At 61.6% G+C, this 24,419-nt stretch carries 25 protein-coding genes; 11 read left to right on the top strand and 14 right to left on the bottom strand.

The genetic code is table 11. The annotated features are described in order from the left end of the window. Nucleotides 1-256 precede the first annotated feature (256 nt). From P2T68_RS32380 to P2T68_RS32340, 9 genes are all read right to left on the bottom strand, one after another. Nucleotides 257-1,030 (bottom strand): XRE family transcriptional regulator, encoded by a 774-nt coding sequence (locus P2T68_RS32380; protein ID WP_081329255.1) that lies wholly within the window; start codon nucleotides 1,028-1,030, stop codon nucleotides 257-259. Between the two features lie 214 nt (nucleotides 1,031-1,244). Next, a complete protein-coding gene (ppa, locus tag P2T68_RS32375; protein WP_003176323.1) occupies nucleotides 1,245-1,772 on the bottom strand; it encodes an inorganic diphosphatase in 528 nt (175 codons plus the stop codon). A 108-nt stretch (nucleotides 1,773-1,880) separates the two neighbouring features. Further along, nucleotides 1,881-2,696, bottom strand: a complete 816-nt coding sequence (locus P2T68_RS32370) for a M90 family metallopeptidase (protein WP_277378790.1) — start codon at nucleotides 2,694-2,696, stop codon at nucleotides 1,881-1,883. A 6-nt stretch (nucleotides 2,697-2,702) separates the two neighbouring features. Continuing rightward, complete coding sequence (locus tag P2T68_RS32365; RefSeq protein WP_069077088.1) at nucleotides 2,703-3,362, bottom strand: DedA family protein; 660 nt, start codon at nucleotides 3,360-3,362, stop codon at nucleotides 2,703-2,705. 291 nt (nucleotides 3,363-3,653) lie between these two features. Next, on the bottom strand, nucleotides 3,654-4,112 hold the full coding sequence (locus P2T68_RS32360; protein WP_069077089.1) for a GNAT family N-acetyltransferase: 459 nt from the start codon (nucleotides 4,110-4,112) through the stop codon (nucleotides 3,654-3,656). Nucleotides 4,113-4,202: 90 nt separating this feature from the next. Beyond that, nucleotides 4,203-5,036, bottom strand: a complete 834-nt coding sequence (gene eutC / locus P2T68_RS32355) for an ethanolamine ammonia-lyase subunit EutC (protein ID WP_150095509.1) — start codon at nucleotides 5,034-5,036, stop codon at nucleotides 4,203-4,205. Continuing rightward, a complete protein-coding gene (locus P2T68_RS32350) occupies nucleotides 5,033-6,427 on the bottom strand; it encodes an ethanolamine ammonia-lyase subunit EutB (protein ID WP_024077595.1) in 1,395 nt (464 codons plus the stop codon). The genes eutC and P2T68_RS32350 overlap by 4 nt, the downstream gene beginning before the upstream one ends. A gap of 52 nt (nucleotides 6,428-6,479) precedes the next feature. Then, on the bottom strand, nucleotides 6,480-7,913 hold the full coding sequence (gene eat, locus P2T68_RS32345) for an ethanolamine permease (protein WP_024077594.1): 1,434 nt from the start codon (nucleotides 7,911-7,913) through the stop codon (nucleotides 6,480-6,482). Between the two features lie 145 nt (nucleotides 7,914-8,058). After that, entirely contained in the window at nucleotides 8,059-9,579 is a 1,521-nt protein-coding gene (locus tag P2T68_RS32340; protein ID WP_024077593.1) for an aldehyde dehydrogenase family protein, read from the bottom strand. Between the two features lie 273 nt (nucleotides 9,580-9,852). Here P2T68_RS32340 and P2T68_RS32335 point away from each other — a divergent pair, with 273 nt between their 5' ends. The 4 genes from P2T68_RS32335 to P2T68_RS32320 all read left to right on the top strand — a co-directional run bounded on the left by P2T68_RS32335 (nucleotide 9,853) and on the right by P2T68_RS32320 (nucleotide 14,084). Continuing rightward, complete coding sequence (locus P2T68_RS32335; protein WP_277378789.1) at nucleotides 9,853-11,757, top strand: sigma-54-dependent Fis family transcriptional regulator; 1,905 nt, start codon at nucleotides 9,853-9,855, stop codon at nucleotides 11,755-11,757. A 74-nt stretch (nucleotides 11,758-11,831) separates the two neighbouring features. Then, nucleotides 11,832-13,181, top strand: coding sequence for a UDP-N-acetylmuramate:L-alanyl-gamma-D-glutamyl-meso-diaminopimelate ligase (mpl, locus tag P2T68_RS32330; RefSeq protein WP_069077093.1), 1,350 nt, complete (start codon nucleotides 11,832-11,834; stop codon nucleotides 13,179-13,181). Beyond that, on the top strand, nucleotides 13,178-13,807 hold the full coding sequence (ubiX, locus tag P2T68_RS32325) for a flavin prenyltransferase UbiX (protein WP_010206807.1): 630 nt from the start codon (nucleotides 13,178-13,180) through the stop codon (nucleotides 13,805-13,807). Before mpl ends, ubiX begins: the two co-directional genes overlap by 4 nt. Beyond that, the gene (locus P2T68_RS32320; protein ID WP_024077590.1) at nucleotides 13,800-14,084 is read left to right on the top strand and encodes a YceK/YidQ family lipoprotein; all 285 of its coding nucleotides are present in this window, start codon (nucleotides 13,800-13,802) and stop codon (nucleotides 14,082-14,084) included. Before ubiX ends, P2T68_RS32320 begins: the two co-directional genes overlap by 8 nt. A gap of 140 nt (nucleotides 14,085-14,224) precedes the next feature. Here P2T68_RS32320 and P2T68_RS32315 read toward each other — a convergent pair whose 3' ends face one another. The 3 genes from P2T68_RS32315 to P2T68_RS32305 all read right to left on the bottom strand — a co-directional run bounded on the left by P2T68_RS32315 (nucleotide 14,225) and on the right by P2T68_RS32305 (nucleotide 17,177). Then, on the bottom strand, nucleotides 14,225-14,866 hold the full coding sequence (locus P2T68_RS32315) for an oxidoreductase (protein ID WP_024077589.1): 642 nt from the start codon (nucleotides 14,864-14,866) through the stop codon (nucleotides 14,225-14,227). 31 nt (nucleotides 14,867-14,897) lie between these two features. Beyond that, entirely contained in the window at nucleotides 14,898-16,616 is a 1,719-nt protein-coding gene (locus tag P2T68_RS32310; protein ID WP_024077588.1) for a C13 family peptidase, read from the bottom strand. A gap of 105 nt (nucleotides 16,617-16,721) precedes the next feature. Next, a complete protein-coding gene (locus tag P2T68_RS32305) occupies nucleotides 16,722-17,177 on the bottom strand; it encodes a MaoC family dehydratase (RefSeq protein WP_024077587.1) in 456 nt (151 codons plus the stop codon). 288 nt (nucleotides 17,178-17,465) lie between these two features. Here P2T68_RS32305 and P2T68_RS32300 point away from each other — a divergent pair, with 288 nt between their 5' ends. From P2T68_RS32300 to P2T68_RS32290, 3 genes are read left to right on the top strand one after another with little or no spacing between them, the layout of a single operon-like run. After that, nucleotides 17,466-17,828, top strand: coding sequence for a CidA/LrgA family protein (locus P2T68_RS32300; RefSeq protein WP_277378788.1), 363 nt, complete (start codon nucleotides 17,466-17,468; stop codon nucleotides 17,826-17,828). Continuing rightward, the gene (locus tag P2T68_RS32295) at nucleotides 17,825-18,541 is read left to right on the top strand and encodes an LrgB family protein (protein ID WP_193689873.1); all 717 of its coding nucleotides are present in this window, start codon (nucleotides 17,825-17,827) and stop codon (nucleotides 18,539-18,541) included. Before P2T68_RS32300 ends, P2T68_RS32295 begins: the two co-directional genes overlap by 4 nt. 21 nt (nucleotides 18,542-18,562) lie before the next feature. Then, entirely contained in the window at nucleotides 18,563-19,156 is a 594-nt protein-coding gene (locus P2T68_RS32290) for an LON peptidase substrate-binding domain-containing protein (protein ID WP_277378787.1), read from the top strand. Here the strand turns inward: P2T68_RS32290 and P2T68_RS32285 are convergent. Continuing rightward, the gene (locus tag P2T68_RS32285; RefSeq protein ID WP_024077583.1) at nucleotides 19,150-20,466 is read right to left on the bottom strand and encodes a bifunctional DedA family/phosphatase PAP2 family protein; all 1,317 of its coding nucleotides are present in this window, start codon (nucleotides 20,464-20,466) and stop codon (nucleotides 19,150-19,152) included. The two genes, P2T68_RS32290 and P2T68_RS32285, sit on opposite strands and share 7 nt — an antisense overlap. Nucleotides 20,467-20,600: 134 nt before the next feature. Continuing rightward, complete coding sequence (locus P2T68_RS32280) at nucleotides 20,601-21,284, bottom strand: DNA-3-methyladenine glycosylase (RefSeq protein ID WP_277378786.1); 684 nt, start codon at nucleotides 21,282-21,284, stop codon at nucleotides 20,601-20,603. A gap of 174 nt (nucleotides 21,285-21,458) precedes the next feature. Here P2T68_RS32280 and P2T68_RS32275 point away from each other — a divergent pair, with 174 nt between their 5' ends. From P2T68_RS32275 to rlmH, 4 genes are all read left to right on the top strand, one after another. Then, nucleotides 21,459-22,724 (top strand): glutamate-5-semialdehyde dehydrogenase, encoded by a 1,266-nt coding sequence (locus P2T68_RS32275; RefSeq protein ID WP_150295771.1) that lies wholly within the window; start codon nucleotides 21,459-21,461, stop codon nucleotides 22,722-22,724. Continuing rightward, nucleotides 22,724-23,368, top strand: coding sequence for a nicotinate-nucleotide adenylyltransferase (gene nadD / locus P2T68_RS32270; protein ID WP_277378785.1), 645 nt, complete (start codon nucleotides 22,724-22,726; stop codon nucleotides 23,366-23,368). The genes P2T68_RS32275 and nadD overlap by 1 nt, the downstream gene beginning before the upstream one ends. A gap of 69 nt (nucleotides 23,369-23,437) precedes the next feature. Beyond that, nucleotides 23,438-23,932: a ribosome silencing factor gene (gene rsfS / locus P2T68_RS32265; protein ID WP_003176298.1), complete on the top strand. Its 495-nt coding sequence runs from the start codon at nucleotides 23,438-23,440 to the stop codon at nucleotides 23,930-23,932. Between the two features lie 9 nt (nucleotides 23,933-23,941). Further along, nucleotides 23,942-24,409: a 23S rRNA (pseudouridine(1915)-N(3))-methyltransferase RlmH gene (gene rlmH / locus P2T68_RS32260; RefSeq protein WP_003176297.1), complete on the top strand. Its 468-nt coding sequence runs from the start codon at nucleotides 23,942-23,944 to the stop codon at nucleotides 24,407-24,409. Nucleotides 24,410-24,419 lie beyond the last annotated feature (10 nt).

The following is a 24,419-nucleotide window of genomic DNA, read 5'->3' as shown; positions in this document are numbered from 1 at the left end:
TCAATCGTCCAACAGCTGTTGGACAATTTGGGTTTGTGATTCTTGTGGGCATTAAAAAGCCGGCTTGTGGCCGGCTTCTCGGGGACCGCCTCAGCTTGTTTTTGACAAACCTCACCAGCCTTCAAATCGCTCAGCCAACATTGCGTCTGGCTGAATAGTAGGGGCATCCGCGGGAACGTCTCCGCTTCGCCAGGCAAGGTGGATAGCCTAAGACCACCCCCTGCCAAATGTGCGGCGCATGATACCCACATTCACTTCAAATGCCCACCTCCGGATCCGATTTAGAGCCTTCCCAGCCCAGCAGGTGTTCATCCAGTGGCACCGGTGGGCGGCGGTTGTTGAGGGTGGACCACCAGAATACCCAGCCCACGACCTGGAAGTTTTGTTCGAAGCGTTCCTCGTAGGTGAGGTGTTCGTCCGGGTGCTCGTTGGCGTTGTGGCTGCGCATGCGCAGGCCGCCGCCCGGGCGGTTGTAGAGGTATTTGATGCGCAGCATGCCGTCGTGTTCGACGGCGTAGATTTCGCCGTCGATGATTTGGGTGCGGCCGCGGTCGATGGCGAGGGTGGCGCCTTGTTGGATGATGTCGATCATGCTGTTGTCGACCATATAGGCGCCTACCGCGCGGTCGGGGTTGACGGTGAGGGTTTCGAGGGTGTGCAGGGAGACGCGGATGCGCTCGGTGGAGGTGAATGACGGGTGGAGGGGGATCTCCACGTCGATTTTTTCCGGGGGGCAGGCTGGGCCTGTGAGGTATTTGCCGCTCTCTTCGCGGAAGGGGAGTGCTTTCCTTGCAGTGGGGCCGTCCAGCAGGAAGTTGGCCGGCGGATGTTTGGGGCCCAGGCCGGCGTGTAGCCAGCGGCTGGAGACGCACAGCAGCTCTGCGATCTCGTTGAGTCGGCCCATGGGGACGCCGCGTTTGAACCAGTTGTTCACGTGTTGAGGCGTGACGCCGCGGTTCTTGGCGAAGTCGGAGGCGGAAAGATTAACTTCCCGTAATAGCGCTTTTAAGCGATCACCTGATGTATTCATAAACGCAGAGTTTACTGGCCGGAAAAACAGATCAAATAAACCATGCGTTGAATCGCGCGAGTAGGATTTTGCTTAGTTGTGGCTTTATCTTTCGGACTTGCTGGTTAGTTGAACGCTGTGAGTTAAACATTGAACTTGATGTTTAATTTCCCCCACAAAAAAAGCCCCGAATAATCGGGGCTTTTTTAATTGCCGGTGCAATGAGGAGCGGGTATCAGCCTTTGTAGGCCGCGACCGACTTCATGATCTCGGCACGGGCGGCGTCTGCGTTGCCCCAACCGTCGATCTTCACCCATTTGCCTTTTTCGAGGTCTTTGTAGTTCTCGAAGAAGTGTTTGATCTGTTCCAGCAGCAGTGGGGGCAGGTCGGTGTATTCCTTCACGTCGACGTACAGCTGGGACAGCTTGTCGTGTGGCACTGCGATCACTTTGGCATCGCCGCCGCCGTCGTCAGTCATGTTCAGGATGCCGACTGGGCGTGCGCGGATGACCGAACCTGGGGTAACCGGGTAAGGGGTTACAACCAGCACGTCGAGGGGGTCGCCGTCGTCAGCCAGGGTGTTGGGGATGAAACCGTAGTTGGCCGGGTAGAACATCGGGGTGGCCATGAAACGGTCAACGAACAGGCAGTCGCTGTCTTTGTCGATTTCGTATTTGATCGGCGCGTGGTTGGCCGGAATTTCGATGGCGACGTAGATGTCGTTCGGCAGGTCTTTGCCAGCCGGAATCTTGCTGTAGCTCATTGGGCGTTGCCCCCGTAGTTGGCCATGGAACATGGCCGGATTGGCCTAAAAGTGGCGGCGATTATAGGCATATTCTGACGCCGATGCCATGCGCCAGACGTCGTACGGTCATTCGCCTTGTGGCTGATAACGCGGGTCGCTGGCTTGCAGTTGGTTCAGGCGGGCCAGGGGATCCTGGCGATAAAAGCGGCTCAGTTGCGCATACACCTGTGGATAACTTTCCGTCAGTAAATCCGGCGCGCTGAAAAAATATTCGCTGGTGACGGCAAAGAATTCAGCCGGGTTTTCGGCGGCGTAAGGGTCGATGGCCGTCTCGGCGTCGGGGTTGGCATCGAGTTGGCGGTTGAGGTCGTCAAACGCGCTTTGCATCACGCTGGCCCACTCCTGCACGCGCATGTCGTGGTGCAACGGCGGCAGGCCGTTGGCATCGCCATTGAGCATGTCGAGTTTGTGCGCCAGTTCGTGGATAACCAGGTTGTAGCCTTCCCAGTTGCCGCTGGCCAGCACGCCGGGCCAGGCGAGGATCACCGGACCCTGCTGCCAGGCTTCGCCGCTGTGTTCGCCGTCCCACTCATGCTCGACACCGCTGGCGTCGCGATGGCGTTGCGGGCTGAGGAAGTCGTCTGGGTACAGCACGATTTCGTGGAAGCCCTGGTACCAGTCGAGGTCGCCGAGGTTCATCAAGGGCAGTTGCGCCTGGGCGGCGAGCAGCAGACGTTGTTCCTGATGCAGGTTGACGCCGGGCAGGGCGGTGAGGTGTTTTTCGGCGAGGAATACCACGCAGGCTTCGCGCAGCCACTGGTCCTGTTCGGCGCTGAGGCCGTCGAGGAAGGTCAGGTGGTGGCGCACCCGTTGCCAGGTGTCATCGGCAATCGGGTGCTTGGCCAGCAGGCGCCGGCGACGCCAGGCGCTGAGGGACCACATGGCCGGTCAGTGCGGCTTGGCTTCGGAAGAGGTGCGACCACCAAAGCGGCTGCGGACTACACCAATGATCATCGGCACCAGCGACAGCAGAATGATGAACACCACCAGCAACGACAGGTTTTTCTTGATGAACGGTACGTTGCCGAAGAAGTAGCCCAGTGTCACCAGGCCGCCGACCCAGAAGACGGTGCCCAGCACGCTGAAACCGAAGAAACGCGGGTAGGGCATTTTCGCGATACCGGCGACGAACGGTGCAAAGGTCCGCAGGATTGGCAGGAAGCGCGCCAGGGTCACGGTTTTGCCGCCGTGCTTGTCGTAGAAATCGTGGGTTTTTTGCAGGTAGTCGCGGCGGAAGATTTTCGAGTTCGGGTTGCTGAACAGGCGTTCCCCGGCCGTTCGCCCGATCACGTAGTTGGTGCTGTCACCGAGGATCGCCGCCAACATCAACAGGCCGCCGAGCAATACCGGGTCCATGCCACCGCCCGCTGCGACGGCGCCGGCGATAAACAGCAACGAATCACCCGGCAGGAACGGCATGACCACCAGGCCGGTTTCGCAAAAGATGACGAGGAACAGAATGGCGTAGATCCACGGACCGTAATTGGTAACCAGCAGGTCGAGGTAGACGTCGAGATGCAGGATAAGGTCTAGCGGGTTGAAATCCATGGATGGCACCTGTGTGGACGGCCCGGCTCGGCAGGCCTGTGCGGAAGCTCGGGTAATAAGGCTACAAGTGTATGTAGTGTTTCTTACAACCCTGAAAGGTCCGCATTATACGGATTGAGAGGTGAAAAGCGTGTTGGTTTTGTAGCGGGGGATGTCGCGATGCACGGTCCACAGATCGCCAGAAATGCATTGTGGGAGCGAGTTTCCTCGCGAAAGCATTCGGTCAGTTATAAATAGTCTGACTGAAAAGCCGCTATCGGGGCAGGCCCCCTCCCACAAGGTGTCAGGGCGTCAGTCTTCGCTGATCGGCAGGGTGTAGTTCTTGAACTCGGTGTCCTCGCGAAACCCGATCGACTCATAGGTCTTCTGCGCCACTTGATTGTTACTGCTGGTCGACACCCGCAGCCGCACCGCATGAGTCTCCTTGGCCATCTTCTTCGCTGTACGTATCAGGTTATCCGCCACCAGTTGCCGACGCGCGTCTTCGGCCACATAGATGTCGTTGAGTATCCACACGCGTTTGAGCGACAACGACGAAAAGCTTGGGTACAGCTGACAGAACCCCAGCAGCCGCTTGTCGTCATCGTCGGCCAGGGCCAGGTAGATCACCGACTCCTTGCGGCGCAGGCGCTTTTCCAGGAAGGCCCGCGACGAATCCGGGAACGGCAGCGCCCCGTAGAACTCGCGGTATTTGACGAACAAGGGGGTCAACAGGTCCAGGTGTTCCAGGGTCGCTTGAGTGATCCGCATGCCAGGCCTCAACTTCCAAAGGGTATGACCACGCGAGCGGCCGTGACTCGATGCTGCCTAAAGACGCAAAAAAGCGCAATCGTGCCGCGATCAGTCCAACGGCGGGCTGAGCAGGAAGTTGCCTTTCATCAGGTCCGGGTCGTCGGACTCAATGGTCTGCACCTGCGCCTCATCCTTGAGGTTGACCCCCGACAACTGCCGGCGACACGCCTCTCGCATCAAGTACAGCAGGCGGTGGGCCGCCATGCCATAACTCAAGCCTTCCAAGCGCACGTTGGAGATGCAGTTGCGGTAGGCATCGGTCAGGCCGACCTTGGGGTTGTAGGTGAAATACAGCCCCAGGCTGTCCGGCGAACTGAGTCCCGGCCGTTCGCCGATCAGGATCACCACCATCTTGGCCCCCAGCAATTGCCCGATCTCATCCGCCACCGCCACGCGGCCCTGTTCCACCAGGATCACTGGCGACAAGGACCACCCCTCGGCGTGAGTCTGTTCCTCCATGCGTGCGAGAAACGGCAAGGTGTGTTTATGTACGGCCAGCGCCGACAGGCCATCGGCCACCACCACCGCCAGGTCCACACCGCCAGGATTGGCCGCCGCATAGTCGCGCAGGCGCTGGGCCGATTCATCACTCAAGCGCCGCCCCAGGTCGGGGCGTTGCAGGTAGCTATGCCGATCGACAGCCGCACTGTGCAGCAACAGGCTGTCACGCCCGCGTTCGGCCAGTTGGCTGCTGAGGCCCCCATGGTCGAAGGGCAGGTGCACTGCGTCCCGCGCCTGGGCATGGGCGAACTGGAAGTCCAACTGTGCGCTGGTCGGGATGCTCGTGCCGGTACGGCCCAGGGCAATGCGCGCCGGGGTCAGGCGGCGTAGCTCCAGCCACGGGTTTTCAGGAAGGTCGAGTTGCACGGGTGGCTCCTTCATCCCAATTGCGCCAAGGCGTGGCGAAATGCCGGGGGCAGGCTGTTGCCGAAGCGCACCTTGCCGTCGGCTTGCGTGAAGATGCCCATCTTCGCCAGCCACTGTTCAAATTCCGGTGCCGGCTTTAAACCCAGGGTTTGGCGGGCGTACAGGGCGTCATGGAATGAGGTGGTCTGGTAGTTGAGCATGATGTCGTCGGAGCCGGGGATGCCCATGATGAAGTTGATGCCGGCCACGCCGAGCAGGGTCAACAGGGTGTCCATGTCGTCCTGGTCGGCTTCGGCGTGGTTGGTGTAGCAGATGTCGCAACCCATCGGCACCCCCAGCAGCTTGCCGCAGAAATGGTCTTCAAGGCCCGCGCGAATGATCTGCTTGCCGTTGTACAGGTACTCGGGGCCGATAAAGCCAACCACGGTATTCACCAGGAACGGCTTGAAGTGGCGGGCCACCGCATAGGCGCGGGTTTCGCAGGTTTGCTGGTCGACGCCAAAGTGCGCATTGGCCGACAAGGCGCTGCCCTGGCCGGTTTCGAAATACATCAGGTTCTGGCCCAGGGTGCCACGGTTCAGGCTCAAGCCCGCCTCGTAGCCTTCCTGCAACACACTCAGGCTGATGCCGAAACTGGCGTTGGCCGCCTCGGTACCGGCAATTGATTGGAATACCAGGTCCAGCGGCACGCCACGGTTGATGGCTTCGATGGAGGTGGTGACGTGGGTCAGCACGCAGGCCTGGGTGGGAATGTCGTAGCGCTGGATGATCGCGTCGAGCATTTCCAGCATGGCGCAGATCGAGGCGATGCTGTCGGTGGCCGGGTTGATACCGATCATGGCGTCGCCGTTGCCGTAGAGCAGGCCGTCGAGAATGCTGGCCGCGATACCGGCCGGTTCATCCGTGGGGTGGTTGGGTTGCAGGCGGGTCGATAAGCGCCCGCGCAGGCCCATGGTGCCGCGAAACTGGGTGACCACGCGGATCTTCTGCGCCACCAGCACCAGGTCTTGCACGCGCATGATCTTGGAGACGGCGGCGGCCATTTCGGGTGTCAGCCCTGGCGCCAATGCGCGTAGGGATTGTTCATCGGCCGCATCGCTGAGCAGCCAGTCGCGCAGGCCGCCGACGGTCAGGTGGCTGACCGGGGCAAACGCCTGTTTATCATGGGTGTCGATGATCAGTCGGGTGACTTCATCGCTTTCATAAGGGATCAGCGCCTCTTGCAGAAAGTGCGTCAGCGGGATATTGGCCAAGGCCATTTGCGCCGCCACCCGCTCGCCGTCGTTCTGCGCGGCGACGCCGGCGAGAAAGTCCCCGGAGCGTGCGGGGCTGGCCTTGGCCATCACGTCCTTGAGGCTGTCGAAGCGGTAGGTTTGTGCACCCACCGCGTGGGAAAAGCTTGCCATACAGTGTCTCCTTGACGACGCGGGCAGGAACCCGCGTCGAGGTTTACGGCAGTTAGTGCAGGGCGGCCTCTGCGGCCTGGATCGCCGCGAATTCCTCTTCCGGCGTGCCCGCTACCAAGTGATGCCGGCTGTAGAAAGCAAAGTAAGCAATTAATACTCCATAGATGATTGCGGCGCCAATCACCACCCTTGGATCCACCAAAAAGCCCGCAACGACGGCCACACAGGCCAGTACCAGGGCGACACCGGACGTGAAGATGCCGCCCGGCGTGCGGTACGGACGGTCCATTTTGGGGCGACGGATGCGCAGCGTGATGTGCGCGGCCATCATTAGCACGTAGGAAATGGTCGCGCCGAACACCGCCACCAGGATCAACAAGTCACCCTGGCCGGTCAGCGACAGGCCAAAACCGATAATGCCGGGGATGACCAACGCCAGGACCGGCGCCTTGCTCTTGTTGGTCTGGGACAGTTTGCGCGGCAGGTAGCCGGCGCGGGACAAGGCGAAGATCTGCCGCGAATAGGCGTAGATAATCGAGAAAAAGCTGGCGATCAAGCCGGCCAGGCCGACCAGGTTGACGAAGCTGCCCATCCAGGTCGAGCCGCCATAGGACAACGCCAGCGCTTCCACCAACGGGTTGCCGGACTTGACCAGCGCATAGGTGCCGGCGCCGCCCGGTGCGATCACCAGGATCAGCAGGGCAAAACTGGTCAGCACCACAATGGCGCCGATCAGGCCGCGGGGCAGGTCGCGTTTGGGGTTCTTGGTTTCTTCAGCGGCCAGGGGCACGCCCTCGACGGCAAGGAAAAACCAGATCGCATAAGGGATCGCCGCCCACACGCCGACATAGCCGAAGGGCAGGAAGGTGCTGGCGCCCTTGGCTTCGGTCACCGGGATATCCAGCAGGTTGGCGACATTGAAGTGCGGCACCATCGACACCAGGAACACGCCCAGGGCAATCGCGGCGATGGCGGTGATCACGAACATCAGCTTCAAGGCTTCACCCACGCCAAAGATGTGGATGCCAATAAAGATGATGTAGAACGCCAGGTAGATCATCCAGCCGCCAATGCCGAACAGCGACTCGCAATAAGCGCCGATAAACACCGCGATGGCGGCGGGCGCGATGGCGTATTCGATCAGGATCGCGGTGCCCGTCAGGAACCCGCCCCAGGGCCCGAAGGCGCTGCGGGCAAAACCGTAGCCACCGCCTGCAGTGGGAATCATCGAAGACAGTTCAGCCAGGGAAAAGCACATGCACAGGTACATGGTGGCCATCAGCAATGTGGCGAGGAACATGCCGCCCCAGCCACCCTGGGCCAGGCCGAAGTTCCAGCCGGCGTAGTCGCCGGAGATCACGTAGGCAACGCCAAGGCCAACTAACAGCACCCAGCCAGCGGCGCCTTTTTTGAGTTCGCGTTGTTGGAAATATTGGGAGTCGACTTTTTCGAAGTCGACGGAAGATCCAGTCGGTTCGCTAGGCATGAAGAAGTACCTTTCATTGTTATTGTTTTTAACTCGGCCTCTGTGTGCCGAATGCAATTCGCAAGTACTTGTGGAGAGCTAAGGATGGGAGGGGTACCGCGCCTCCCACATTTGATTGCATTTCAAATGTGGGAGGAGGGGTTAGTTAGAAGAAGCCCAGCGGATTAATGTCGTAGCTCACCAGCAAGTTCTTGGTCTGCTGGTAATGATCCAACATCATCTTGTGCGTCTCGCGGCCCACACCGGACTTCTTGTAACCGCCAAACGCGGCATGCGCCGGGTACAGGTGGTAGCAGTTGGTCCACACGCGGCCGGCCTTGATCGCGCGGCCCATGCGGTAAGCGCGGTTGATGTCGCGGGTCCACAGGCCGGCACCCAGGCCGAACTCAGTGTCGTTGGCAATCGCCAGGGCTTCGGCTTCGTCCTTGAAGGTGGTGATGCTCACCACCGGGCCAAAGATTTCTTCCTGGAACACGCGCATCTTGTTGGTGCCCTTGAGCAGGGTCGGCTGGATGTAATAGCCGGTGGCCAGATCGCCGGTCAGCTTCTCCACCTTGCCGCCGGTCAGCAGCTCGGCGCCTTCGCCCTTGGCGATTTCCAGGTAGGACAGGATCTTGTCGAACTGCTGCTCGGACGCCTGGGCGCCGACCATGGTGTCGGTGTCGAGTGGGTCGCCACGCTTGATCGACTCAACCTTCTTCATCACCACTTTCATGAAGTCGTCGTAGATCGACTCTTCCACCAGTGCGCGCGATGGGCAGGTGCACACTTCGCCCTGGTTGAAGAAGGCCAGTACCAGGCCTTCGGCGGCCTTTTCGATGAACTGCGGTTCGGCTTTCATGATGTCGGCGAAGAAGATGTTCGGCGACTTGCCGCCCAGTTCCACGGTCGACGGAATGATGTTCTCGGCCGCGCAATGCATGATGTGCGCGCCCACCGGGGTGGAGCCGGTGAAGGCGATCTTGGCGATGCGCTTGCTGGTGGCCAGGGCTTCGCCCGCTTCTTTGCCGAAGCCGTGCACCACGTTGAGCACGCCGGGTGGCAGCAGGTCGCCAATGACTTCCATCAGCACGTTGATGCCCAGTGGGGTTTGCTCGGCGGGCTTGAGCACCACGCAGTTGCCGGCGGCCAGGGCCGGGGCGAGTTTCCAGGCGGCCATCAGCAGCGGGAAGTTCCACGGGATGATCTGGCCAACCACGCCCAGGGGCTCATGGAAGTGGTAGGCGGCGGTGTGCTCGTTGATTTCGGCAGTGCTGCCTTCCTGGGCACGGATGCAGCCGGCGAAGTAGCGGAAGTGGTCGGCGGCCAGCGGAATGTCGGCGTTGAGGGTTTCACGCACGGCCTTGCCGTTGTCCCAGGTTTCGGTGATGGCCAGCAGTTCGAGGTTCTGTTCGATGCGGTCGGCGATTTTCAGCAGTACCAGCGCGCGGTCCTGGGCCGAGGTCTTGCCCCAGGCGTCAGCGGCGGCATGGGCGGCGTCCAGCGCTTTGTCGATGTCTTTGGCAGTGGAGCGGGGGAACTCGGCGATGGGCTTGCCGTTGACCGGCGAGGTGTTGGTGAAATAGTTGCCATCGACCGGCGCAACGAATTCGCCCCCGATGTAGTTGCCGTACTTGGCCTTGAACGAAACGATCGCGCCTTCAGTACCGGGGTGTGCGTAACGCATGATGGGTATCTCCTGGCTTTTATGTTTATTGGAGTGCAGCGCGGCAAGCGCTTGTTAAAGCGTAGAGCAAAGGTTGGGCCACTGCTTTGCGGGCCAGGTAAATCAAGGGCTTGGTCGTTGTTGCAAAGCGTTGCTGTGGCAGCCGTGGTACAGGCGCAGTGACAGTTTGTGCCATAAACGGTACAGCCTGTGACCAGTGGGTCGGCTCGGGATTGCAAAGGTCGGATGGCTGGGGGATGCTGGGGGCTCTCACGTAGAGAGAATAATAAGAACATGCAGAACGATCATTTCAGTCGCCATGCCCAGCAAGTCCTCACCGTGGCCCAAGGGCGCGACCCGTCCAGTGACCCGTCGATCGCCCGCTCCTGGCTGAGGTGCCTGGAGGACTACCACCTCGACCCTGCGCAAACCATCGCCCCTACCGTGCTCGAACATGGCCGCCTGCTGGAAAGTCGCGAGCGCCTGCAACAGGTGCTGCACATCGCCGGCAGCGAGATGAACAGCCTGCATCAACAGCTCTCGGGCGCCGGCCATGCAGTGTTGTTGACCGATGCGCGCGGGGTGATCCTCAACTGTGTCACCGCGTCGAGTGAGCGCAAGATTTTCGAGCGCGCCGGGCTGTGGCTGGGCGCGGACTGGAGCGAGGCCTGCGAAGGCACCAACGGCATCGGCACCTGCCTGGTGGAGCGCCAGTCGTTGACGATTCATCGTGATGAACACTTCCGTGGCCGGCATACCGGGCTGACCTGCTCGGCCAGCCCGGTGTTCGACCCTCATGGCGAATTACTGGCGGTGCTGGATGTGTCCTCGGCCAGGGAAGCGGTGTCGCGCCAGAGCCAGTTTCACACCATGGCCTTGGTCAATCTCTCGGCGAAGATGATCGAGAGTTGTTACTTCCTGCGGCATTTCGAGAACCAATGGTTGCTGCGCTTTCATTTACAGGCGGAATCGGTGGGCCTGTTCAGCGAGGGGTTGCTGGCGTTCGACGGCGAAGGGCGTATCTGTGCGGTCAACCAGAGCGCGTTGAACCTGCTGGGGCAGGTTCGCGGCGGCTTGCTCGGGCAGCCGGTAGAGGCGTTGTTCGAGTGTTCGCTGGATCAGCTGCTCGGTCGCGCCAGCGCAAATGCCACCGCCAGTTGGCCGTTGCGTACCCGGGATGGCCGGCATTTGTTCGCGGCCCTGCGCGGTCAGCCTCGCGGCATAGGCGTACCCGCCCCCATTGCCAAGTTGCCGGAGCCACCACGGCTGCCCGGTATCTGCCTGGGTGACCCGGCCTTGCAAAACGATTTTCGTAAGGCGTTGAGGGTATTCGAGCGCGACGTGCCGTTGCTGATCAATGGTGAGACCGGCTCCGGCAAGGAGGCGTTCGCAAAGGCGGTGCACCATGCCAGCCAGCGCGCCGACAAAGCCTTTGTTGCGCTCAACTGCGCGGCTATCCCGGAAAGCCTGATCGAAAGCGAACTGTTCGGCTACCGCGGCGGCAGCTTTACCGGCGCGCGCAAGGAGGGCATGCAGGGCAAGTTGCAACAGGCTGATGGCGGTACGCTGTTCCTCGATGAAATCGGCGATATGCCCCTGGCGTTGCAGACGCGGCTATTAAGGGTGCTGGAGGACCGCATGGTCGTGCCTCTGGGCGGTGAGCCCCAGGCGATCGATGTCAGGATCATCAGCGCGACCCACAGGGATTTGCTCGGGCGTGTGGCGGACGGCAGTTTCCGCGAAGATCTGTATTACCGGCTCAACGGCCTGGAAGTCGGGTTGCCGCCGTTGCGTGAGCGCAGTGATAAATCTCAATTGCTGGATTTCCTGCTGGCAGAAGAGGCGGGCGGGCAGGCCGTGTTGCTTGAGCTGGCGGCGCGTTCGGCGCTGCTTCGCTTTGCCTGGCCCGGCAATGTCCGGCAGATGCGTACCGTGCTGCGTACGCTGGCGGCGCTGTGTGACGACGGGCGAGTCGGCCTTGAGGACCTGCCCGCGCAGATCCGCCAGGCCCAGGCGCAACCGGTGGCCGAGGCCCTGTCCATGGAGTCGCCTCTGGAGGACGCCGAGCGCCTGGCGTTGCTCGCGGCGCTGGAGCAACAGCGCTGGCACATGACCCACACGGCGGAACAGCTGGGGGTCAGCCGTAACACCCTCTATAGAAAGCTGCGCCGGCACGGTATTGCCCGCGCCTCCCTATGATCGGGTCCCACAGCTAAAAGGTGCGATTTTTGCCCCCCTGCGCTAACCTGCCTCGATGTTTTACGAGGTCGACTATGCACATTCATATTCTTGGTATCTGCGGCACGTTCATGGGCTCGATGGCGGTTCTGGCCAAAGAGTTGGGCCATCACGTTACCGGCTCCGACGCCAATGTTTACCCGCCCATGAGCACACAGTTGCAGGCCCAGGGCATTGAGCTGACGCAGGGCTACGACCCATCCCAATTCGATCCGGTCCCCGACCTGGTGGTGATCGGCAACGCCATGTCTCGTGGCAACCCGGCGGTCGAGTACGTCCTGAACAAAGGCTTGCCCTATGTCTCCGGCCCGCAATGGCTGGCTGATCACGTGCTGCAAGGCCGCTGGGTATTGGCGGTCGCCGGCACCCATGGCAAGACCACCACCAGCAGCATGCTGGCCTGGGTCCTGGAGCATGCGGGCATGAGCCCGGGCTTCCTGATCGGCGGCGTGCCGCAGAACTTCTCGGTGTCGGCGCGCCTGGGTGATACGCCGTTCTTCGTGATCGAGGCCGATGAGTACGACAGCGCCTTCTTCGACAAACGTTCCAAGTTCGTCCACTACCGCCCGCGCACTGCGATCCTCAATAACCTTGAGTTCGATCACGCGGACATCTTCCCCGATTTGCAGGCCATCGAGCGGCAGTTCCACCACTTGGTGCGCACGATTCCAAGCGAAGGCCTGGTTATCCACCCGACTACCGAGCCGGCCTTGCAGCGCGTGATCGACATGGGCTGCTGGACCCCGGTGCAAACCACCGGTGCGGGCGGGCAGTGGCAGGTCAAGTTGCTCAGCGAGGACGGCTCACGCTTTGAAGTGCTGTTCGAAGGCCAGGCCCAGGGCATCGTCGAATGGGATATGACCGGCCAGCACAACGTAGCCAACGCCCTGGTGACCCTGGCAGCCGCGCGCCATGTGGGCGTGGTGCCGTCGATGGGCATTGCCGCGTTGAGCGCATTCAAAAGCGTGAAGCGCCGCATGGAGAAGGTCGCCGACGTGAATGGGATTACCATCTACGACGACTTTGCCCACCACCCGACGGCGATTGCCACCACCCTTGATGGCCTGCGCAAGCGGGTTGGGGATGCGCCGATCATCGCCATTGTCGAGCCGCGCTCCAACTCCATGAAACTCGGCGCGCACCGCGACGGCTTGCCGGAAAGTGTCAACGACGCCGACCAGGTGGTGTGGTATGCACCGGCCAACCTCGGTTGGGACCTGCCCGCGATTGCGGCGCTTTGCAGCGTGCCGTCGAAGGTCTGCGATTCCATTGAAGGCATCATCGAATTCGTCAAGCAACAGGCCAAGCCTGGCACCCACGTGGTGGTCATGAGCAACGGCGGCTTTGGCGGCTTGCATGGCAAGTTGGCCGAGGCGCTGAAATGAGCGGCCCGGAACGCGTTACCCTGGCGATGACCGGCGCGTCCGGCGCGCCCTATGGCCTGCGCCTGCTGGACTGCCTGGTGCGCGAAGAACGTGAGGTCCACTTCCTGATTTCCAAGGCCGCGCAACTGGTGATGGCCACCGAGACGGACGTGGCGCTGCCGCCCAAGGTGCAGATGATGCAAGCCTTCCTCACCGAGTACACCGGTGCGGCGGCAGGGCAGATCAAGGTCTATGGCAAGGAAGATTGGATGTCGCCGGTCGCCTCGGGCTCCGGCGCGCCGGCGGCGATGGTGGTGGTGCCGTGTTCCACCGGGACCTTGTCGGCGATTGCCACGGGCGCCTGCAACAACCTGATCGAGCGCGCGGCGGATGTGACGCTCAAAGAGCGCCGCCAGTTGATCCTGGTGCCACGCGAAGCGCCGTATTCGAGCATTCACCTGGAGCACATGCTCAAGTTGTCGAACATGGGCGTGACCATCTTGCCGGCATCGCCTGGTTTCTATCACCAGCCGCAGACCATCGATGACCTGGTGGACTTCGTGGTGGCCCGGATTCTCAACCTGCTGAATATTCCCCAGGATATGTTGCCGCGCTGGGGTGAGCATCATTTGAGCAGCGATGAATAAGGCCCTGCTGGTCATCCTGGCGTTGCAACTGGCCGGCTGCGCCACCGCGCGTACGCTGGATGCGGCCAAGCCCGGCGCGCCGGTGGTGTATGCCGGCACGCGGCTGGATTTGTATGCGATGAATGGCGGCTGCTGCGCCATGGACCGGTTTGGTGCGCAGGCGCCGAGCTATCCCGGTGTCGACCTGCCAGCCAGTGCATTGCTTGATACGCTGCTGTTGCCGCTGTCGGTGTTGACGGTGCTCGGTGTGGGGTTTAACGCCACGGGCGGGCTCTAGCCTGGGTTTTAAAGGCACCCCAAAACCAATGTGGGGGGCTAGTTATAGGGATAGAACGAGCTCGCCACAGTTACAGTGTTCTTCCTTAACTGACGGGCATTGGGGCTTGCCCCCTCCCACATTTTGCTGTGTGTCCGGCTTTATTTACCGAGCTTGCGCAACTCATCCGACTCCACCACCCGCACGCCGTCCTGCTCTTCCAGCGCCAGGCGCCACATGGCGCGGGCCAGTTCGCACACTTCAATGCCGTGGTACTTGCCTGGAATCAGGCGTGACAACGGCCCGGCCAATTGCTCGGCCAGGCGCGGCTCAACACGTTCCCCCAGTAGCAGCGAAGGCCGCACGATGGTCAGTTGCGGCCAGTCCTGGGCCTTGAGCGCCTGTTCCATTTCCCCTTTGACCCGGTTGTAGAACACCGAGGATTTCGGGTCGGCGCCAATCGCACTGATCACGATCAAGTGCCGCGCGCCCATTTCCCGGGCGCGCTTGGCGAAGGCCACGACCATATCCAGGTCAACGGCACGGAAGGCCTCTTCCGATCCGGCTTTCTTGATGGTGGTGCCCAGGCAGCAGAAGGCAATATCCACCTGGCCGCTCAGTTGCGGCAGGAGCACCGCCGGGTCGCCTACCGGGTTTTCCAGGCGCGGGTGTTCAGCCAGCGGTTTGCGGCTGGGCGCCAGCACACGGGTTACGGTGGGTTCGTTGAGCAGGCGGTCAAGCAGGTGCTCGCCGGTAAGCCCGGAGGCGCCCGCGAGCAGGATATGCTGAGGTGTCAGGTACATGGTGTTTCCCCCCCTTGTTACACAGTTCAGCTTAGTTGCCTTTGGCTTCCTTGCTATTCATTGAGACGCTTTCGAGCGCCTTTCGTGCCTGCTGTTTGCGTAATAATTGCCAATGGGCGATCACGCCTTTGGGGGCCCACATCTGCGGTTCGGAAGGCTCGAAGTTGTCCGCCTGTTCGCGTTCGCTCACGTGCAGTTGCGCCAGTTTGAAAGCTTGTTGCAAATCGTCGGTCTGGTTGAAGGCCTGGGCGAAGAGGGCGTCGCCGAAGTAGGTGAAATCGGCTTCCTCGGAGCACCCGAACGACACACGGTCGGCGCGGGAGGCGGTCATGATCAGGGTGTGTTCGTCTTTCAGTGCCGGGATGAAACCGCCGGAGTAGCAGGCGGAGATCACGATGATCTTGTCGCGGTTCTTCAGCGGCGCGAGCACGGCGGCCAGCTCATCGGCAGGCAGGTCGGCCAGCTCCATGCGCGGCTGGTCCAGCACCAGTTCATGTTCGTGGGTGCCGTGGCTTGTCAGGTAGATAAACACCAGGTCTTCCGGCCCGCTGCGTTCGGCGAGGGTCTGCACCGCGCGGCGCAGGCTTTCGCGGGTGGCCAGGGGACGGTCGGCAATATGGTCGCGGTGGTTGACCAGGCGGATCTGCCCCCGGGCACCGAAGCGGGTGGCGAGCATATTGCTGACGTAGTCCGCTTCGCGCAGGAACACGCTTTGTTTACCGTCACCGGCCACGGCCAGGGTGTACAGCTCCACGGCCGGGGTGGAGGCGGGTACGGCGGCGAGGGCGGCTTCGAGCAAGCGGCCCTGGGCGAGCACGCCAATTTCCAGCGGGTCGGGCAGCAACTTGCCGTCGGCATCCCGCACGCGCATGCCATTGACCCAGGTGCCGGCCTGCACGGTGCCGTCGGTGAGCACCAGGGTGCCACGCCCCTGGTAGTTGTCGCTGTCGAAGCCGCCGATATAGAAGCTGCCATCGGTCAGGTTCAGGCGGCCTTCGCCGCTGAAGCGCCAGTCGGCGAACTCGCCGACATAATGGCTACCGTCCACGCCAATCAATTCGCCCTTGCCGCTCAGGGCGCCTTCCTTGAACTGGCCGATCCACACGTCGCCGTCGGCGTTTTCATAACGGCCCTTGCCATTGAGCTGGTTCTGCTTGAACTGGCCGACATAAATGTCGCCGTCAGCGCTGTTGAACGTGCCGTTGCCTTCCAGTTGGCCATCGACGAAGTGGCCGCTGAACTGGTTGCCGCTGTCGTCGTTGCGCTGGCCTTCGCCATTTGGTTTGCCGTGGGCGAACTGGCCCTGGTATTGGCTGCCGTCGGCCAGCTCCAGGCGACCGAGGCCGGAGTACTGGTCGTCCTTGAATTCGCCGCGATAGGTCATCTGCCCCTCTTTGAGGGTGCCTTCGCCGTTGCGTCGACCGTTCTTGAAGCCGCCCACATAGTGGCTGCCCGCCGTGCTCAAGCTGCCCTGGCCATCGAACAGGCCTTGCTTGAACTGGCCTTTATAGACTTCGCCGTTGCTGCCGTGCCATTCGCCCTGGCCGTGCCACTGGCCTTGGTCGAACTGGCCGGCGTACCAGCTGCCGTTGGGGTAGTCCACGCGGCCCTGGCCTTGCAGCAAACCATTGACCACATCACCCCGGTATCGGCCGCCGTCGGGCAGGCGCGCATCGGGCGGCAACAGCGATTCGCCGTCTCCGCAAGCGGTGAGCAACAGGGCAAGGGCAAGGGGAGCAAGTGGGCGCATAGCGGGATCCGGATAATTGAGCGCCGAGTATGCCGTAGCTGCGAGTTTCTTACATAAATTTACATACCCTGTGGCGAGTTTCAGTGCCTCACCACAGGGAAGGGCTTACACGAAGCAGAGCGACAACGACTCGGCGATGTAAGCGGGTTTTTCCTGGCCTTCGATTTCCAGGGTGGCGGTGGCCTTGAACAGCCATTGGCCCGGTTTTTTCTCGGTGACGTCCGTGAGGGTGACGTTCAGGCGCACCTTGGAGTTGACCTTCACTGGCTGGATAAAGCGCACGCTGTCCAGGCCATAGTTGACCGCCATCTTCAGGCCCTCGGGCATGATCAGGATGTCTTCCAACAGCTTGGGCATCAGCGACAGCGACAGGAACCCGTGGGCGATGGTGCTGCCGAACGGCGTTTGCGCGGCCTTGACCGGGTCGACGTGGATGAACTGATGGTCGCCAGTGGCTTCGGCGAACAGGTTGATTCGGGCCTGGTCGATGGTGAGCCATTCGGAACGTCCCAGTTCCTTGCCGACATAATCTTTGAGCTGCGCTACGGGTACATAGGGCATTGCGTCTCTCCTTGGTTCATCGGTTTGTCCCTCCGCTGCAGGCGCGAGCTTGCTCACGAAGGTCGTTAACGATAACGCCGGCTTTTCTGGTTCGGCGCGGCGCACTCGAGTTTTTCGCGAGCAATCTCGCTCCTGAGGGAGGCAGTTGCTGTTTTTTTGGGGTTACAGAGAACCAATGTAGATCATCATGGGCTACCCGCCCGGTCAACCCACCATGCTTATGGCGAATGCCGGAGCATAGAGCGGGCATGCTTATAATGCGGGCGAGCCTTGAGGGGGGGAGAACGGATGCTGTTACGCGGTCTGACATGGCTGGTGCTGTTTCAATTGATCGGCACCGCGATCAATCATTTGCTGGTGCCGGTACTGCCGGGGCCGATCATTGGCCTGTTGCTGATGCTGGGCTACCTGGTATGGCACGGCGAAGTCGGTGAACCGTTGAGCCTGGCGGCCAGCAGCCTGTTGCGTTACCTGCCGTTGCTGCTGGTGCCGCCGGCGGTGGGGGTGATGGTGTATGCCAAGGACATCGCCGCAGACTTCTGGGCCATTGTCGGCGCACTGGTGCTGTCGCTGGTGATCGCCATGGGGTTTGTCGGCGTGCTGATGCAAAAGCTGGTCAAGCGCCAGGCGCAACAGGAGGAGGAACAATGACCTTCGACTGGCAGGGCGCGTGGGCGGCGGTGATTCATCACCCTCTGTTCGGCATCGGTATCACCCTCGGCGCCTATCAACTGGTGCTGGCGGGCTTTGAGAAAACTCGCTGGATTTTCCTGCAACCGGTGCTGGTCTCCATGCTGCTGGTGATTGGCGTGTTGCTCAGTTGCGGCCTGAGCTACGCCGAATACCGCAAGAGCACCGAGATCATGAGCATCCTGCTCGGCCCGGCGACGGTGGCCCTGGCAGTGCCGCTCTATTTGAACCTGCGGCGGATTCGGCAGTTGTTCTGGCCGATTTTTACTACGCTGGTGATAGGTGGCGTATTGGCCACTGGCCTGTGTGTGCTGCTGGGCTGGTGGTTTGGTGCCGAACACATGATGCTGATGACCATGGCGCCCAAATCGGTGACTTCGCCGATCGCCATGCTGGTGGCTGAGCAGATCGGCGGTGTCGCCGCATTGGCCGCGGTGTTTGTGCTGATCACCGGGGTCATCGGTGCGATGATCGGTCCGGCATACCTGTCGCGACTGGGCGTACACAGCCCCGAGGCACGCGGCATGGCCCTGGGCATGACCGCGCATGCGGTCGGCACCTCGGTGGCCTTGCAGGAAAGCGAAGAGTGCGGCGCCTTTGCGGCGCTCGCCATGAGTCTGATGGGCGTGGCCACGGCGGTGTTCCTGCCGTTGGCGGTGTCGGTAATTGTTTAAACCGGGTTTAAGGAAACCTTTATGAGTCTGGCGCTGTTCCCGCTCAATACCGTGCTGTTCCCCGGCTGCACCCTCGACTTGCAATTGTTCGAGGCGCGCTATCTGGACATGATCAGCCGTTGCATGAAAAAGAGCGAAAGCTTCGGCGTGGTGTGCATCCTCGACGGCCAGGAAGTCGGCATGGCCCCGGATGGCTACGCGCTGATCGGCTGCGAAGCGCTGATCCGCGACTTCAAGCAGCAGGATAACGGCCTGCTGGGAATTCGTGTCGAAGGCGGTCGCCGTTTCCGTGTGCGTGACGCCGGGGTGCAGAAGGACCAGTTGCTGGTGGCCGAGGTGCAATGGCTGGAAGAACTGCCGGACCAGGCGCTGGAAGAAGAGGACGCCGACCTGCTGGCCTTGCTCCAGGCCCTGGCCGAACACCCGATGGTCGCCTCGCTGGACATGGGCACCCACGCCGATGGCCAGCAGGCGCTGGGCAATCAGCTGGCGTACCTGCTGCCGTTCACCGAGGCCGACAAGATCGACCTGCTGCAACTCGACGACCCACAGCAGCGGCTGGATGCGATCCAGATGCTGCTCGACGAGTTGCAGGGCGAACTATTCACTCAATAGGCATAGCGCAGCAGCGCATGGGACATGCCGGCAAGCGCGATAAAACTCAGCACCGCCACCAGCGCCGGCAGCAGCAGCCACCAGGTTTTTTGGGGCATCGCCGGCAACGGGCTGCGGTACTGGCTGGCGTTCAGGCTGAAGGCACACACTGTCATCGCCAGCAACGTACCGGCCAGGATGTCGGTGGGCCAATGGGCGCCCAAATAGACCCGTGACAGCGCAATGAAGGCGGCGGGGATACACCCCAGCAGCATCCAGGTCAGGCGCATCCGCGTGGGTTGCCCGCGACCGGCCAATACTGCCAGCGCCAGGAAGAAGGCGAACGCACCGGAGGCATGGCCGCTGGGCATGCTGAAGCTGGTCAGTGGGTCGGTCAGGATTTCCGGTCGGCCACGGGCAAAAAACAGCTTGGTCGCAGTATTGATCAGCGCCGCCCCTGCCAGCGTGACACCGACAAACACCGCATGCCGCCATTGTCGCGCCAGTAACAGCAGGCCGGTGAACACGGCGCTGGCGACGAACATCTTCTTGAACTCACCCAGTTGGGTGATGCGCACCATCACCTCGTCCAGCCATGGGCTGCGGTGCTCCTGCACCAGTGCGCTCAGGCCCTGGTCGAAATCGTTGAGGTGGGGGTAGCCGATGAACAGCGCGATCAACAACGTCAGGCTGGCACACCCAATCCACAAGGTTGCACGACGATGGCCTCGCAGGCTGCTGTTCAAGCACAGTCCGATCAATACCGCCAGGCAGGCCGTGACCACGCCCGCCTCTGGCCAGAACCCTTCCGGCAAGGGTAGGCGGAACGCGGCACCGGTCGCCCAGCCGGGTATCAGGTAGGCCACCGACCAACCCGCCGCCGCCAGAATGCTCACGGCGGCGAAACGTGGGAACGGCATGTCGCACATGCCGGCGACCATTGGCAGCATCGGCCGCAGCGGGCCGATGAAACGGCCGACCAACAGGCTGGCGATGCCGTACTTGTGGAAGTAGGTCTCGGCACCGTTCATCCATTCCGGATGATGGCGCAGGCCGGGTAGACGGCGAATGTTCTGATGGAAATGCCGCCCCAGGTAGTAGGAAACCCCATCGCCCAGTAGTCCGCCGAGGAAGCCCATCAGCAAGGTTTCACTCAACGACAGCGCCCCGCTGCCGGCCAGCACCGCAATGGCAAACAACAACACGGTGCCCGGCACGATCAGCCCGGCAATGGCCAGGCATTCCACGCACGCCACGATAAGCACCGCCGCCGCCAGCCATTGCGGGTTCAGGGTCAGCCAGCCGGTAATGCTATCGAGCCATTGGCCCATAAAACGTCACTCCCTCTATGTCATACATAACGCGAAACGCTGAAGATTTAATGTGGGAGGGGGCTTGCTCCCGATAATGGTGTAACAGGCCGCAGGTGTGTCGCTGACCCACCGCTGTGTTGCGGCGATAGTGTTCAAACCAGAAAGTAGTCGCGGCCTTCGACCTGGCCGCGACGCAGCGGGTTCCGTGTGCAGTAGGGCGCATAGCCGGCATCGACGAAGCGATACATCAGGTGTTCATCGCGGCCGCTGGGAATGCCCAGGCGGGTGGTCTGGATAATCTGCGTCGGCACCTGGCCTATGTCTTCTACATAGAGCTGTTCCTGATCGAAGCGCTTGGCATCCCACATCGGGACTTTCAAACCCAGCGCCTTGCACAACAAGGTCTGGCCCGCGCAAAGCTTCTGCGAGGGGCGGGGGCTGCCGTCGGCATTCGGGTTGTTCAACAGCATCTGCGCCAGGCTGGCGGGACCTGAGAGTTCGTCAATCCAGGGATAGGCCGACTTGATCAGCACGGCATTGCCCGGCCCCTGGGCGCTGAAGTTCAGCGAATCACCGCCACGGGCGTAGTACATGTAGATATGCCCGCCATCCAGAAACAAAGCCTTACGCTTTTCTGTGTAGCCGAGGGAGGCGTGGCTGCCTTTTTCGGCCACGTAATACGCTTCGGTTTCAATAATTCGCGCTGAAAGCCAGATATCGCCGACGCGGTGGCGAATGATTTTTCCGAGCAAATCCCGTGCAAGCAGTTGTGCATCGCGGTCGAAGAAGCCGTCGGGCAGGGCGCTGGCGGGGAGTTGGGGGGTAAAACTGGACATGGCGTTCAGGGTTATTACGGCTAAATGTGACGGAATAATAACAACTCCCACCTTAATTACGGCTGAACCCCAGGTTTTTACAGTTCATTTCGACCATCCGCCCCACACCGCTGTCAGTCGGGCGGCGTCACAGCTATAATCTGCCGCTTTCCTCTTTGCCAAGACTCCCTGACCATGACTGAGTCCGTTCTTGACTACATGACCCGCCTGGGTCGCGCTGCCCGTCAGGCCTCGCGGTTGATCGCCCGTGCGAGCACCGCGCAGAAGAACCGTGCCCTGCTGGCCGCCGCCGATGCTCTGGATGCCTCGCGCTCCGAGCTGGCCGCCGCCAACGAACTGGACCTGGCCAACGGCCGCGCCAATGGTTTGGAGCCGGCCCTGCTGGATCGCCTGGCACTGACCCCGGCGCGTATCGACGACATGATCGAAGGCTTGCGTCAGGTGGCCAAGCTGCCTGATCCCATCGGTGAAATCCGTGATATGCGTTACCTGCCGTCCGGCATCCAGGTCGGCAAGATGCGCGTGCCCCTGGGCGTGATCGGCATCATCTATGAGTCGCGCCCGAACGTGACCATCGACGCCGCGAGCCTGTGCCTCAAGTCTGGCAATGCCACCATCCTGCGGGGCGGTTCCGAGGCGATCCATTCCAACCGCGCCATCGCAGCCTGCATCCAGCAGGGCCTGGCCGTGGCCGAACTGCCGGCCGAAGTGGTGCAAGTGGTGGAAACCACCGACCGCGCAGCGGTTGGCGCGCTGATCACCATGCCGGAATTCGTCGACGTGATCGTGCCGCGCGGTGGCAAGAGTCTGATCGAGCGCGTCAGCCGTGATGCCAAGGTGCCGGTCATCAAGCACCTGGATGGCGTGTGCCACGTGTTCATCGACGTTGCCGCCGATATCGACAAGGCAATCCGCATCGCCGATAACGCCAAGACCCACCGCTACGCCCCGTGCAACACCATGGAAACCCTGCTGGTGCACGCCGGCATTGCCGACCGCGTGCTACCGCCACTGGCTGCCATCTACCGTGACAAGGGCGTGGAACTGCGTGGCTGCGAGCGTACCCGTGCGCTGCTCGGCAGCGACGTGATCGAAGCGACTGAACAAGACTGGTACACCGAGTACACGGCACCGATCCTGTCGATCCGCATCGTTGACGACCTGGACCAGGCCATCGAACACATCAACCAATACGGCTCCAAGCATACCGACGCCATTGTTACCGAGCATTTCAGCGATGCCCGGCGTTTCCTCAACGAAGTGGATTCCGCTTCGGTGATGGTCAACGCCTCGACGCGTTTTGCCGACGGCTTCGAGTATGGCCTGGGGGCTGAGATCGGTATTTCCACCGATAAGCTCCACGCACGCGGCCCGGTTGGCCTGGAAGGCCTGACCAGCGAGAAGTACGTAGTGTTCGGCGACGGTCATGTGCGCACTTGATGGCTAAACGCATCGGGCTGCTCGGCGGTACCTTCGACCCCGTACACATCGGCCATTTGCGCAGCGCCCTGGAAGTCGCGGATGCCCTCGCGCTGGATGAGCTGCGCCTGGCGCCCAATGCCCGGCCGCCGCATCGCGACACGCCGCGGGTGTCTGCGCAGCAACGCCTGGAGATGGTACGCCTGGCCGTTGCCGGTATACCGCCGCTGGTGGTGGACGATCGTGAGCTCAAGCGCGATAAACCGTCCTACACTGTCGACACCCTGGAACTGATGCGCGCTGAACTGGCGGCAGATGACCAGTTGTTTCTGCTTTTGGGCTGGGACGCATTTTGCGGCCTGCCCTCTTGGCATCGTTGGGAGGAACTCCTCCAGCATTGCCACATCCTGGTGCTGCAACGCCCGGATGCCGACAGCGAACCGCCGGATGCCTTGCGCAACCTGCTGGCCGCGCGGTCGGTAAGTGACCCCTTGGCCCTGACCGGGCCGAACGGGAATATTGCATTCGTCTGGCAGACCCCGCTTGCGGTGTCTGCCACCCAGATCCGTCAACTGCTGGCCAGCGGGAAGTCGGTACGTTTCCTGGTGCCTGACGCGGTCCTGGCCTACATCGATGCGCACGGGCTTTACCGTGCGTCGAACTGAAAAGGCGCGCTTGAACGCACGAACAGTCGTGCAGCAAGCGCCCGAACATACGAGCAAAACGAGTTTTTTATGACGAACAAAGACGTAAGCAAAGTAAAACGCAAAGGCACGTTCAAAAGCGCGCCGCTGCCGGTTGAAGCCCATGTTGGCCCGGAGCTGGCTGGCGAAGAACTGGTAAAAGTCGCCGTTGCCGCCCTGGAAGACGTGAAGGCCCAGGACATCCAGGTCCTGGACGTGCGCGACAAGCAGAGCATCACCGACTTCATGATCATCGCCACGGGTACCTCCAACCGCCAGATCGGCGCGATGCTCGACAAGGTTCGCGAAGCCGTCAAGGCCCAAGGCGTCAAGCCGCTGGGTGAAGAAGGCAAGGGCGACAGCGACTGGGTGCTGCTGGACATGGACGACGTGATCGTTCACATGATGACGTCCAACGCCCGTCAGTTCTACGACCTGGAACGTCTGTGGAAAGGCGCCGAGCAGAGCCGCGCCGCTGATGGCAAGCACCACAGCCCGGAAGTGGGCCACGCGCACTTCGACAAGCTCAACAAAGACCAGGAATAAGGAACGGCTGTGCGCCTGCGTCTGATTGCTGTCGGTTCACGCATGCCCAAGTGGGTGGAGGAAGGCTGGCACGAGTATGCCAAGCGTCTGCCCGCCGAGCTGTCGCTGGAACTGGTGGAAATACCGCTCAATACCCGGGGCAAGAATGCCGACGTGGCGCGCTTTATCCGTCAGGAAGGCGAAGCCATGCTGGCCAAAGTCGGCCCCAACGAGCGCATCGTCACCCTCGAAGTGCACGGCAAACCCTGGAGCACCGAGCAGTTGGCGGTGGAACTGGATCGCTGGCGCCTGGACTCGCGCACCGTCAACTTCATGGTCGGTGGCCCCGAAGGGCTGGCGCCGGAAGTCTGCGCGCGGGCGGACCAGCGCTGGTCGCTGTCGGCGCTGACGCTGCCGCACCCGTTGGTAAGGATTCTGATCGGTGAACAGCTGTACCGCGCCTGGACAGTCCTGTCCGGGCACCCTTATCACAAATAATCTGCGCCCC

Origin of the sequence: Pseudomonas sp. G11 (assembly GCF_029457515.1) — a bacterium.
GTDB classification, from domain to species: domain Bacteria; phylum Pseudomonadota; class Gammaproteobacteria; order Pseudomonadales; family Pseudomonadaceae; genus Aquipseudomonas; species Aquipseudomonas gorinensis.
The sequence above is the reverse complement of the archived record's forward strand: the minus strand, read 5'-3'. Positions and strand labels throughout refer to the sequence as shown.